Origin of the sequence: Burkholderia sp. BCC1998, from assembly GCF_905339875.1 — a bacterium.
Classification (GTDB): Bacteria; Pseudomonadota; Gammaproteobacteria; order Burkholderiales; family Burkholderiaceae; genus Burkholderia.
Genome location: NZ_CAJPHE010000023.1, coordinates 121,391 through 133,203, shown reverse-complemented (window position 1 = coordinate 133,203; position 11,813 = coordinate 121,391). Strand labels below are relative to the sequence as shown.

11 protein-coding genes are annotated in these 11,813 nt (G+C 67.6%); 10 read left to right on the top strand and 1 reads right to left on the bottom strand.

From position 1 onward, the window contains the following. The 8 genes from U5A56_RS30580 to U5A56_RS30545 all read left to right on the top strand — a co-directional run. Window positions 1–256 (top strand): TOBE domain-containing protein (locus tag U5A56_RS30580; protein WP_321926194.1); only part of this gene is annotated, 256 nt, incomplete at its 5' end. 10 nt (window positions 257–266) lie between these two features. Next, complete coding sequence (locus tag U5A56_RS30575) at window positions 267–1,250, top strand: ABC transporter permease subunit (RefSeq protein ID WP_044847718.1); 984 nt, start codon at window positions 267–269, stop codon at window positions 1,248–1,250. Beyond that, the gene (locus U5A56_RS30570; protein WP_321926192.1) at window positions 1,247–2,179 is read left to right on the top strand and encodes an ABC transporter permease subunit; all 933 of its coding nucleotides are present in this window, start codon (window positions 1,247–1,249) and stop codon (window positions 2,177–2,179) included. The genes U5A56_RS30575 and U5A56_RS30570 overlap by 4 nt, the downstream gene beginning before the upstream one ends. A 21-nt stretch (window positions 2,180–2,200) precedes the next feature. Next, the gene (locus tag U5A56_RS30565) at window positions 2,201–3,766 is read left to right on the top strand and encodes a DUF3138 family protein (protein WP_044847709.1); all 1,566 of its coding nucleotides are present in this window, start codon (window positions 2,201–2,203) and stop codon (window positions 3,764–3,766) included. 26 nt (window positions 3,767–3,792) lie between these two features. Further along, window positions 3,793–5,085, top strand: coding sequence for an NAD(P)/FAD-dependent oxidoreductase (locus U5A56_RS30560; protein ID WP_044847717.1), 1,293 nt, complete (start codon window positions 3,793–3,795; stop codon window positions 5,083–5,085). A 50-nt stretch (window positions 5,086–5,135) separates the two neighbouring features. Next, window positions 5,136–5,516, top strand: a complete 381-nt coding sequence (locus U5A56_RS30555) for a cupin domain-containing protein (protein WP_052664815.1) — start codon at window positions 5,136–5,138, stop codon at window positions 5,514–5,516. Window positions 5,517–5,562: 46 nt separating this feature from the next. Beyond that, entirely contained in the window at window positions 5,563–6,978 is a 1,416-nt protein-coding gene (locus tag U5A56_RS30550) for an amidase family protein (protein WP_321926187.1), read from the top strand. A gap of 30 nt (window positions 6,979–7,008) precedes the next feature. Further along, window positions 7,009–8,499 carry an aldehyde dehydrogenase gene (locus tag U5A56_RS30545; protein ID WP_044847707.1) on the top strand — a complete coding sequence of 497 codons (1,491 nt, stop codon included), beginning with the start codon at window positions 7,009–7,011 and terminating at the stop codon, window positions 8,497–8,499. Between the two features lie 44 nt (window positions 8,500–8,543). Here U5A56_RS30545 and U5A56_RS30540 read toward each other — a convergent pair whose 3' ends face one another. After that, the gene (locus tag U5A56_RS30540) at window positions 8,544–10,397 is read right to left on the bottom strand and encodes an ABC transporter ATP-binding protein (protein ID WP_321926184.1); all 1,854 of its coding nucleotides are present in this window, start codon (window positions 10,395–10,397) and stop codon (window positions 8,544–8,546) included. Between the two features lie 200 nt (window positions 10,398–10,597). On the opposite strand from U5A56_RS30540, the gene U5A56_RS30535 reads away from it, so the two are divergent. Continuing rightward, entirely contained in the window at window positions 10,598–11,164 is a 567-nt protein-coding gene (locus U5A56_RS30535) for a TetR/AcrR family transcriptional regulator (RefSeq protein ID WP_124488085.1), read from the top strand. Window positions 11,165–11,383: 219 nt separating this feature from the next. Further along, entirely contained in the window at window positions 11,384–11,809 is a 426-nt protein-coding gene (locus tag U5A56_RS30530) for an organic hydroperoxide resistance protein (protein WP_011880657.1), read from the top strand. Window positions 11,810–11,813 lie beyond the last annotated feature (4 nt).

Genomic DNA, 11,813 nt, shown 5'->3' with positions numbered 1-11,813 from the left:
GGGCATCTCGGTGCGGCCGGAGCGCGTGCACGTATCGCGCGAGAAGCCGGGTTCGCATCACAACTGGGCGCGCGGCGTGGTGACCGACATCGCGTACATGGGCGCCTACTCGCTGTACCACGTGCGTTTGCCGAGCGGCAAGACGGTCGTGTCGAACCTGTCGAGTTCGCACCTGATGCACGACAGTGCGCCGGCGTGGAACGACGACGTGTTCGTGTCGTGGTCGCCGGCCAGCGGTGTCGTGCTGACGCAGTGAGGACGACATGATGAGAACTTCCGCCTCCACGCCGTCCGCGCCGGTTTCGACCGGTGCCGCCGCAACGACACAGGCTTCGAAGCGCCGCAGCCGCTTCGCCGCGCTGTCGCGCTTCCTGCCGTCGGGCCGCGGCGTCGCGATCGGCGTGCCGTTCCTGTGGCTCGTGATCTTCTTCGCGCTGCCGTTCGTGCTGGTGCTGAAGATCAGCTTCGCGGACCAGATGCTCGGCATCCCGCCATACACCGCGCTCGCACGCCTCGAAGCCGGCACGTTACGGGTCGTGCTGTCGCTGAAGCATTACGCGTTGCTGCTGCAGGACGACCTGTATCTGAACACCTACGTCAGTTCGCTGAAGATGGCCGCCGCGTCGACGCTGATGTGCGTGCTCGCCGGCTATCCGATCGCGTACTGCATCGCTCGCGCGGCGCCGGCACGCCGAAACCTGCTGATGATGGCCGTGCTGCTGCCGTTCTGGACGTCGTTCCTGATTCGCGTCTACGCGTGGGTCGGGATCATGAAGGACGACGGCCTGCTGAATCACGCGCTGGCGGCGCTCGGCATCATCCACACGCCGCTGCGCCTCTATCACACCGATGCGGGCGTCTACATCGGGATGGTCTATTCGTACCTGCCGTTCATGGTGATGCCGCTCTATGCGCATCTCGTGAAGATGGACCTCACGCTGCTCGAGGCCGCGCACGATCTCGGCGCGACACCGTGGTCGGCGTTCTGGCGCATCACGCTGCCGCTGTCGAGAAACGGGATCGTCGCGGGCAGCCTGCTCGTGTTCATTCCGGCCGTCGGCGAATACGTGATTCCGGAACTGCTCGGCGGCGCGAACACGCTGATGCTCGGCCGCGTGATGTGGGACGAGTTCTTCAACAACATGGACTGGCCGATGGCGTCCGCGGTGACGGTGACGATGGTGGCGCTGCTGCTCGTGCCGATGGCGCTGCTCCACTACAGCCAGGCCGAAGCGGAGGGGCGCTCATGACCCGCGCGAATCGCATGTGGTCCGCCGGCGTGCTGGGTGCGGGCTTCCTGTTCCTGTACATCCCGATCATCAGCCTGGTCGTGTACTCGTTCAACGCGTCGAAGCTGGTGACGGTGTGGTCCGGTTTCTCGTGGCGCTGGTACGGCGCGCTGCTGCACGACGGCGAACTGCTGACGGCCGCATGGCTGTCGCTGAAGATCGCGCTGCTGACGGCGACCGCGTCGGTCGCGATCGGCACGTGGGCGGGCTTCGTGCTGGCCCGCATGGGGCGCTTTCGCGGTTTCACGCTCTATGCGGCGATGATCAACGCGCCGCTGGTGATTCCCGAAGTGATCCAGGGCATCTCGCTCCTGCTGCTGTTCGTCGCGATGCAGCAAACCTTCGGCTGGCCCGCGGGGCGCGGTTGGCTGACGATCTGGATCGGCCACGTGATGCTGTGCCTTTCGTTCGTCGCGGTGATCGTGCAGTCGCGCGTGAAGGAGCTCGACCGCTCGATCGAGGAAGCCGCGCTCGATCTCGGCGCGCGGCCGTTGAAGGTGTTCTTCGTGATCACGCTGCCGCTGATCGCGCAGGCGCTGGTGTCGGGCTGGCTGCTCGCATTCACCGTGTCGATCGACGACGTCATTCTTTCCGCCTTCCTGTCGGGCCCCGGTTCGACGACGCTGCCGCTCGTCGTGTTCTCGCGCGTTCGGCTCGGACTCAACCCGGAGATGAACGCGCTCGCGACGGTGTTCATCGCGGTCGTGACGATCGGCGTCGTCGTCGTGAACCGCTCGATGCTGGCTCGCGAGAGGCGGCAGGCTCGCGAGGCGCGTGCATGGCACGCGGCCGCCGCGCCGGACACGCCGGCTGCGCCGTCCGCGTCGCCGCCCGCTCGTCCGTCGGCCGCGCACGCGCGGCACGACCCCGCACCGCATCCCGTGAAGTGAACAACGACAAGGAGACGCTGGATGAAAAAGAAGATGCTTTGCGCGCTGGTCGCCGGCGCGTTGCCGGGGTTGGCGGCCGCGAGTTCGAGCGCCGACCAGATCAGGACGCTGCAGCAGCAGATCGCCGTGCTGCAGCGGCAGATGAGCGCGCTGCAATCACAACTGGCCGCGAAACCGGCGGCTGCTCCGGTGTCGTCCACCGTGGCGGCGGGTGCGTCCGCGGCCGACCCGTCGGCGTCCGGCTACGGGCAGGCGCCGGCCGTGCTGACCAACGACGACGTGACCGAGATCCGCCAGCAGGTCGCGAACCAGCAACTGAAGGTCGACTCGCTGACCGACGCCGCGCGTACCGGGCCGATCGCGGGCCTGTCGGTGACCGGCTATCTCGATCCGACCTATGTATACAACCGCGGCGCCGGCACGTCGTCGTTCCAGTTCGCGAACCACGAGAATGCCTACACGTACTACAACAGCACGTTCGGCGACGTATTCCTCGACATCAAGAAGACGTTCGGTGTCGGGCCGAGCGCACCGTCCGCTGAAATCACGCTGATGCCGAACCGCGGCGCCGGCCTGTCGATGATGACGGGCAGCGGCGCGAGCGGGCTCGACATCGTGAATACGGCGGTCGTTACGGTGCCCCTGTCGGGCACGACCGCGTTCGTCGGCGGGCTGGTGCTCGGCTTCGGCGGCTACGAGTACCAGCAGTCGAACCAGATGCTCACGCTCACGCACAACCTGCTGTACGACTTCTCGGATCCGGGTTCGTCGATCGGCGCGGGCATCAACTACCTGAGCCCGAGCGGCCAGTGGGCGTGGAAGTTCTTCGTCGGCAACGAACAGTTCCGCAGCGCCGGCGCGGTCACGCAGACCGGCGTGAACGCGCTCGGCGACCCGATCACGACGAGCAACAAGGTGCCGACCTTCACCGCGCGCGTCGACTACCTGCGCGGCAGCGCGCTCGACATCGGCGGGTCGATCAACATCGGCCGCCAGACGCTGCCGAGCGCGATCGACCCGGCCACCGGCAACGTGCACTACGGCGTGGGCGGCAATGCGCCGAGTGCCTATGGCGCGTTCTTCTTTGCGGAAGCCGATGCGACCTACACGCTCGCCGACGCGCAGTACAACGCCGAGCTCGATTACGGCCAGCAACAGCACGGCGCGTTCAACGGCGGGTTGGCGCAGTGGTTCGGGTTGTCGCTGCTCGCACATCGCAAGTTCAACGTGCCGGTGGTCGGTCGCATGGGCGCGACGTTGCGCTACGACCTGCTCGTCAATCGCAGGAACGGCGGCGGCGGATCGTCGATCGGCCTGAACGGCAACGGAATGGACCCGTACAACGGCTTCGGCATCGATGCGGACTGCCTCGCGATGTCGAAGGCGAACGGCGGCGTCGGCTTCGAGTGCAAGGGCGCGACGCGGCAGGCGGCCGCATTCGACCTGCTGTTCTATCCGACCCAGCAGGTGACGGTCAAGGTCGAGTACCGGCACGACTGGGCGAGCAACAAGGTATTCCTGCGTCACGACGGGTCGTACGCGAAGTCGAACGACCTGCTCGCGACCCAACTCATCTACGCGTTCTGACGCGACGCCGCACGCGAATGTCACTCATGCTCAAGTTTGAATACCAGCAACATGCTCAGTCCTACTACGCAGATACCGCCAACGACCGGACCCGCCATCCGTCGCTCGACGGTGCCGTTTCCGCCGACGTGTGCGTGATCGGCGGCGGGCTCACCGGCCTGTCCGCGGCGCTCGATCTCGCCGAGCGCGGCCATTCGGTCGTGCTCGTCGAGGCGTCGCGAATCGGCTGGGGCGCCAGCGGCCGAAACGGCGGCCAGTTGATCGCCGGGTACTCGTGCGACATCGATACGTTCTCGGCCCATCTGCCGGAACACGACGTGCGGCAGATATGGGCGATGGGGCTCGAATCGGTCGATATCGTCCGGCAGCGGGTCGAGCGGTACGGCATCGACTGCGACCTGACCCTCGGCTATCTCACGGCCGCGAACAAGACGCGCCACATCGACGCGCTCCGCAAATGGCGCGACACCGCGGCGAGCCGTTTCGGCTATCGCGGCTACGACATCGTCGAGCGCGCGGACATGCCGCGCTTCGTCGCATCGGATCGTTATGTCGGCGGCCTGCGTCACGAAGGCAGCGGCCACCTGCATCCGCTGAACTACACGCTCGGCCTCGCGCGCGCGGCATGCGCGGCCGGCGTGACGATCCACGAGGACACACCCGCGCTCGCGCTCGATCGAGCCGCGCCATACCACCGCGTCAGGTGCGCGCGCGGGCACGTGGACGCCCGCTACGTCGTGCTGGCCGGCAATGCATACCTGGGGCGGCTCGCGCCCGGCCTGGCACGCAAGATCATCCCGGTGGCGACCTACCTGATTGCGACGGAGCCGCTCGGCGAAGCGCGGGCGGCCGAGACGATGCCGGCCGACGCGGCGATCAGCGACTGCAATTCGGCGCTCGACTATTTCCGGCTGACGCGCGACCGGCGGTTGCTGTGGGGCGGCAAGGCGAGCAGCTCGACGCGCACGCCGCGCGATCTCGCGACGGCGATGCGGCGCGACATGCTGAAGACGTTCCCGCAGCTGGCCGACGTGCGGATCGACTACGCATGGGGCGGCCTGATCGACGCGACGATGAACCGTGCGCCGCATTTCGGGCGGCTCGAGCCCACCGTGTATTTCGCGCAGGGTTTCTCCGGACACGGCGTGAACGTGACCGGCCTCGCGGGGCGGCTGATCGCCGAAGCGATCGACGCGCAGGCCGCGCGCTTCGACCTGTTCGGCCGGATTCGCCATCGCGACTTTCCGGGCGGCCGCGCGCTGCGCACGCCGATGCTGGCGCTCGCGATGGCGTGGCACCGGACGATGGACCTGCTTTGACGCGCGCGACGAATCGTTTCGAACCACTCACTCATACGCTGGAGGCATTCATGACCGACGTCACCCGTCTAGTCGACCTGCTGCAGGCGCCGGCCAGGCTCACGCAAAGCCGCGTGCCGGCCGGACTGCTGCTCGACGGCAATCCGATGCAGACACTTTCGCATCACTACATCAGCCCGTGCGGGCATTTCAGTTGCGGGATCTGGGAATGCACGCCCGGACGCTGGACGATCGACTACGACGAGTCGGAGTACTGCGAGATGCTGAGCGGCGTCGCGATCGTGCGCGATGCCGAGGGCGGCGAACGCGTGCTGCGTACCGGCGACCGCTTCGTGATTCCGCCGGGCTTTCGCGGCACCTGGGAGGTCGTCGAGACATGCCGGAAGATCTACGCGTCGCATGCGCCGCGGGCCGAGCCGTCGCGTGCGTAGCGCAAGGCCGAATCCACCCGATCCGATCATCAACGAGGAGCATCCCATGACCCAGGAATTGTGGCGGCTGAGCGCGGCCGAGATGGCCGCTTGCGTCGCGCGGCGCGACGTGTCGTCGACGGAACTCGTGCACAGCTGCCTGCAGCGGCTCGAGCAGGTGAACCCCGTCATCAACGCGATCGTCGACGTGCTGGCCGACAGCGCGTTGCAGGCGGCGTCCGACGCCGATGCCGCGATCGCGCGCGGCGCGCCCGTCGGCCCGCTGCACGGCGTGCCGGTGACGGTGAAGATCAACGTCGATACGGCCGGCCGCGCGACGACGAACGGCGTGCGTGCGTTTGCGGGCCTGGTCGCGCAAGAGGACAGCCCGGTGACCGCGAACCTGCGCAACGCGGGCGCGATCGTGATCGGGCGCAGCAACGCGCCGGCGTTTTCGTATCGGTGGTTCACCGACAACGACCTGCACGGCCGCACGTCGAATCCGTGGAATCCGTCGCTGACGCCAGGCGGCTCCAGCGGCGGCGCGGCCGCGGCGGTCGCCGCCGGCATCGGCGCAATCGCGCACGGCAACGATCTCGGCGGCTCGATTCGCTACCCGGCCTACGCATGCGGCGTCGCGGGTCTGCGGCCGAGCACCGGCCGCGTTCCCGCCTACAACCCGACGCAATCGAAGGACCGCACGCTCGCCGTGCAGCTCGCGTCCGTCCAGGGGCCGCTGGCGCGCACGGTCGGCGACCTGCGCCTCGCGCTCGACGCGATGGCGGCGGGCGACGCACGCGACGCATGGTGGATGCCGGTCGCACCGGCCGGTCGCGACGTGACGTTTCCCGCACGGGTCGCCGTGTGTCCCGCACTGCCGTGCGTGCGGTCCGATCCGGTGGTCGTCGATGCGGTCCGGCAGGCCGCGCGCTGGCTGGAAGAGGCTGGCTGCATCGTCGAGGAAGCGGAACCGCCGCGAATCGCCGAAGCGTGCGTGCTGTGGCTGGACCTCGTGACCAACGAAGCGCGCAGCGGGCTCGGCGACGTGATCATGCAGCACGGCGACGCGGCGATCCGGACCGCGTTCGCGAGCCAGCGCAACCTCGCGGCGCCGCTCGACCTGGCCGGTTACATGAACGGCCTGGCGCGGCGGACCGCGCTGCTGCGCGACTGGCAGCAGTTCTTCGCGCGTTACCCGTTGCTGCTGATGCCGGTGTCGTGCGCGCAGCCGTTCGCGATCGATGCGGACCAGAACGGCGACGACGCGATGCGCCACATCGTCGACATGCAGGGGCCGCTGCTGGCGACCGCGCTGCTCGGGCTGCCGGGGCTGTCGGTGCCGACCGGCGTGCGCGGCGGCGTGCCGACGGGCGTGCAGCTCGTCGCAGGCCGTTTCCAGGAGGCGCTGTGCCTCGCCGCCGGCGCGGCGATCGAGGCGCGCGCCGGTACGTTCACGCCGATCGATCCGGTGACCGGATCGTGATGGCCAACCGCTGACGGGAAGGGGACACCCATGAATCCATTCACATTCGAAGACTGGCAGGCCCGCGCTGCCGTGCTGACGATCGAAGGGCGCGCGTTCATCGACGGCGACACGCGCCACGCGCACAGCGGGGCAACCTTCGCGTGCGTGAGCCCGATCGACGGCCGCGTGCTCGCGCACGTGGCCGACTGCGGCGTCGACGACGTCGATGCGGCCGTGGCGGCCGCCCGCCGCGCGTTCGACGCGCAGGCGTGGGCCGGCATGAATCCGCGTGCCCGCAAGGCCGTGCTGCAGCGCTGGGCGATGCTGATGCGCGAGCATCGCGACGAACTCGCGCTGCTCGAGACACTCGACACCGGCAAGCCGATCGCCGACACCACGGCCATCGACGTGCCGGCTGCCGCGCACTGCGTCGACTGGTATGCCGAGGCCATCGACAAGGTTGGTGGCGAGGTCGTTCCCGCCGATCGTCATCTCGTCGGACTCGTCACGCGCGAGCCGATCGGCGTCGTCGCGGCGGTCGTGCCGTGGAATTTCCCGCTCCTGATGGCCGCGTGGAAATTCGCGCCGGCGCTCGCGGCCGGCAACAGCGTGGTGCTCAAGCCGTCCGAGAAATCGCCGCTGACCGCGATCCGCGTCGCGCAGCTCGCCTACGAGGCCGGCATCCCGCCCGGCGTCTTCAGTGTCGTGCCCGGCGGCGCCGAGCCGGGTCGCCTGCTGGCGCTGCATCGCGACGTCGACTGCATCGCGTTCACCGGTTCGGCGCGCACCGGGCAGCAGATCATGGCGTGTGCCGCGCAGTCGAACCTGAAGCGCGTGTGGCTCGAACTGGGCGGCAAGTCGCCGAACATCGTGCTGCCCGATTGCCCCGATCTCGATCGCGCCGCGCAGGCGGCCGCCGATGCGATCTTCTTCAACATGGGGGAAGTGTGCACGGCGGGTTCGCGCTTGCTCGTGCATCGCGACATCAAGGATGCGTTCGTCGACAAGGTGGTCGCCGCGTCGCGGCGCTTCGCGCCCGGGCATCCGCTCGATCCCGCGGTGGCGATGGGTGCGATCGTCGATCGCGTGCAGCTCGAACGCGTGATGCGCTATATCGGCATCGGACGCGAGGAGGGGCGCCTGGTGACGGGCGGTGCGCGCGTGCGAGAGGAGACGGGCGGGTTTTATGTCGAGCCGACCGTGTTCGACGTCGACGCGCATGCGACGATCGCGCGCGAGGAAATCTTCGGGCCGGTGCTGTCGGTGATTGCGTTCGACGATGTCGAGACGGCCATACGCATCGCCAACGACACCGAATACGGGCTCGCGGCGGCCGTGTGGTCGGCGGACTACACGACGGCGCACACGGTTGCGCGGCGCCTGCGCGCCGGCACCGTCTGGGTCAACTGCTACGGCGACGGCAGCGACGACATGAACTTCCCGTTCGGCGGTTACAAGCAGTCGGGTAACGGTCGCGACAAGTCGCTGCACGCGCTCGACAAATACACCGAGCTGAAATCGACGATTGTGCGGTTGTGACGCAGGCGCGGCAGGCGGGCGTTTGCCTGCCTGCCGCGCACGCGTTACTGCGCCGCCCCTTCCGCTTCCGCCGTCTCGCCGAGGAACCCGCCGCTCTGGTGTGCCCACAGCGCCGCATAGATGCCGCCAGCCTGCAGCAGCTGCAGATGCGTGCCTTCCTCGACGATGCGTCCTTCGTCGAGCACGATCAGCCGGTCCATCGCGGCGATCGTCGACAGCCGGTGCGCGATCGCGATCACCGTCTTGCCGCTCATCAGGCCGTCGAGGCTGCGCTGGATCGCGACCTCGACCTCGGAGTCGAGCGCGCTGGTCGCTTCGTCGAGCACGAGGATCGGCGCGTCCTTGAGTATCACGCGCGCGATCGCGACGCGCTGCCGCTGGCCGCCCGACAGCTTCACGCCGCGCTCGCCGACCTCGACGTCGTAGCCGCTGCGCCCGTGCCGGTCGCGCAGCCGGCCGATGAAGTCGGACGCTTCCGCGCGCACGGCCGCGTCGTGCATCTCGCGCTCGGTCGCGTCGGGGCGGCCGTACAGGAGGTTCTCGCGCATCGTCCGGTGCAGCAGCGAGGTATCCTGCGTGACCATCCCGATCGCCGCGCGCAGGCTGTCCTGCGTCACGTGCGCGATGTCCTGCCCGTCGATCCGGATCGCGCCGCCATCCACGTCGTAGAAGCGCAGCAGCAGGTTCACGAGCGTCGACTTGCCGGCGCCCGATCGGCCGATCAGGCCGATCCGCTCGCCCGGCCGGATCGTCAGGTTCAGGCCGTCGAACACCGGCGTGTCGTTGTCCTCGTGCGCGAAGCGCACGTTGTCGAACACGATGCCGCCGAGCTGCACGGCGAGCGCCTTCGCGTCGGGCGCGTCGACCACGCTGCGCACCTTCGTCAGCGTGTTGATGCCGTCCTGGATCGTGCCGACGTTCTCGAACAGCTCGGTCATCTCCCACATGATCCAGTGCGAATAGCTCGACAGCCGCAACGCCATCGCGATCACGGCCGCGACCACGCCCGCGCTCGCCTCGCCGTGCAGCCACAGGTAGAGCGCGAGACCGCTCGAGCCGACCAGCAGCAGCGTCGACAGCAGATGGTTGACGATCTCGAACGCGCTGACGAGCCGCATCTGCGCATCGCCGGTCGCCTTGAACGCCTCCATCGCGCGCCGCGCGTGATCGGCTTCCCGGCGCGTGTGCGAGAACAGCTTCACGGTCGTGATGTTCGAATAGGCGTCGGTGATGCGGCCCGTCATCAGCGCACGTGCATCCGCCTGCTGGCTGCCGACGCGCCCGAGGCGCGGCACGAAGAACGCACAGGCGGCGCCATAGCCGAGCGCCCACAGCACGAGCGGAATCATCAGCCGCCAGTCGAAGCTGGCCGCGAGCGCGAGAATGCCGATCAGGTACGCGGCGACGCCAATCACGACGTCGACCGACATGAACAGCGCATCGCGCACCGCGAGCGCGGTCTGCATGATCTTGGTCGTCACGCGGCCGGCGAACTCGTTCGCGTAGAACGACAGGCTCTGGTCGAGCATCAGCCGGTGAAACAGCCAGCGCAGCCGCATCGGGAAGTTGATTGCGAGCACCTGGTGCTTGACCATCGTATGCAGCGCGATCAGCAGCGCGCTGCCCGCGAGGATCGCCGCGAAGCCGGCGAGCGTGCCGAAATGGCGGCCGCCGAAGTCGGCCGGCGTCGACGCGGACAGCCAGTCGACGACACGTCCCATCATCGCGAAGAGCGCGGCCTCGTAGGCGGCGAGCGCGGCCGACGTCAGCGCGATCAGCAGGATCCAGCCGCGCGCGCCTGTCGTGCACGCCCAGACGAACGAAAAGAACCCCTTCGGCGGCGTGACGGGATCCTCGAGCGGGAATGTCGGCAAGCGCCGTTCAAACCACGAAAACATTGCACCTTCTCCTTGTACGATCAGGCGAGTCGCGTTGCGGCAGCGGCACCCGGCTGCGAGTGTCGCACCGATTCGCTTGTGCTGCAGGGCGGTTGTAAGCAGTCGCGGCGGCATGCCGGCACCCGGGACCCCCCGGGCCGTTCATCGCGCCCCACAAAAAAGTCTTGACTATCTATCTACGAGTAGATAAAGTTCGATCCATGGAAACGAAGACGACCGTCCGCGAACAGATTCTCGACCACGCGATCACGCTGATGATGCTGCGCGGTTACAACGGCTTCAGCTATCGAGACCTGTCCGATCTGGTTGGCGTGAAGACGTCGAGCATCCACTACTACTTCCCGTCGAAAGACGATCTCGTTCTGGAAGCGGTGGCGGCGTACAGCGACGAAGTGCTTGCGGCGATGCGGGCGATCGATCCGGCATTGCCGGCCGACGTCAAGCTGAGCCTCTACACGAAGCTGTTCGGCAGAACGCTCGGCGACGGCAATCAGATCTGTCTGTGCGGCATGCTCGCGGCGGACATCGAATCGTTGCCGGAGCGCGTGCGGCAGGCGGTTCAGGCCTTTTTCAAGGCCAACGAGAACTGGCTCGCCGAGTTGCTGGCGCAGGGCGCGAAGGAGCGCACGCTGCAGTTCAGCGGCACGCCGGAAACGGCGGCGCGCACGTTGTACGCGGCGTTCCAGGGCAGCGTGCTGGCCAGTCGGCTGTTTCATACGCGGGCGCGTCTCGAGGATGTCGAGGCCGTCTGGAAAACCCGGTCCTGACGGACGGGGCAGGCAGTCAGGCGGTTCGCCGCCTTTTGTTGGGATTAGTTATCTATCTTGTAGTAGATAGATAATCGGGCGGATGGATTCGATCATCCGCATTTTTTGGGGATACGTGTCTATCTATGAGTAGATAAACAAACGTGATGCCGGCGGCCAGGCCGTCGGCGCGCGATCCCGGTTGGAAGGCTGTTTCACATCATTGAAAAGGAGTCTGTCATGTCGATCGAAAAAGTGCTGTACCGCGCTCATGCAAAAGCCACCGGCGGCCGTGACGGCCGTGCCACGGTGCCCGAAAGCGGTCTCGACCTGAAGCTGACCACGCCGCGCGAACTCGGCGGTGCGGGCGGCGCCGGCGCGAACCCTGAACAACTTTTCGCAGCCGGCTACAGCGCGTGCTTCATCGGTGCGATGAAGTTCGTCGCGGCCCGCGACAAGATCGCGATCCCCGCGGACGCCGCGATCGAAGGCAGCGTCGGCATCGGCGCGATCCCCAACGGCTTCGGCATCGAAGTCGAACTGAAGATCTCGCTGCCGGGCCTCGACCGTGAAACCGCGCAAACGCTGATCGACCGCGCGCACATCGTCTGCCCGTACTCGAACGCGACGCGCGGCAACATCGACGTCACGCTGACGCTCGTCTGATCGC

What these genes read in the sequence shown, in the direction of transcription:
- U5A56_RS30575 (WP_044847718.1), top strand. Translation starts at nt 267, where the DNA reads ATGAGAACTTCCGCCTCCACGCCGTCCGCGCCGGTTTCGACCGGTGCC.
- U5A56_RS30570 (WP_321926192.1), top strand. Translation starts at nt 1,247, where the DNA reads ATGACCCGCGCGAATCGCATGTGGTCCGCCGGCGTGCTGGGTGCGGGC.
- U5A56_RS30565 (WP_044847709.1), top strand. Translation starts at nt 2,201, where the DNA reads ATGAAAAAGAAGATGCTTTGCGCGCTGGTCGCCGGCGCGTTGCCGGGG.
- U5A56_RS30560 (WP_044847717.1), top strand. Translation starts at nt 3,793, where the DNA reads ATGCTCAAGTTTGAATACCAGCAACATGCTCAGTCCTACTACGCAGAT.
- U5A56_RS30555 (WP_052664815.1), top strand. Translation starts at nt 5,136, where the DNA reads ATGACCGACGTCACCCGTCTAGTCGACCTGCTGCAGGCGCCGGCCAGG.
- U5A56_RS30550 (WP_321926187.1), top strand. Translation starts at nt 5,563, where the DNA reads ATGACCCAGGAATTGTGGCGGCTGAGCGCGGCCGAGATGGCCGCTTGC.
- U5A56_RS30545 (WP_044847707.1), top strand. Translation starts at nt 7,009, where the DNA reads ATGAATCCATTCACATTCGAAGACTGGCAGGCCCGCGCTGCCGTGCTG.
- U5A56_RS30540 (WP_321926184.1), bottom strand. Translation starts at nt 10,397, where the DNA reads ATGTTTTCGTGGTTTGAACGGCGCTTGCCGACATTCCCGCTCGAGGAT.
- U5A56_RS30535 (WP_124488085.1), top strand. Translation starts at nt 10,598, where the DNA reads ATGGAAACGAAGACGACCGTCCGCGAACAGATTCTCGACCACGCGATC.
- U5A56_RS30530 (WP_011880657.1), top strand. Translation starts at nt 11,384, where the DNA reads ATGTCGATCGAAAAAGTGCTGTACCGCGCTCATGCAAAAGCCACCGGC.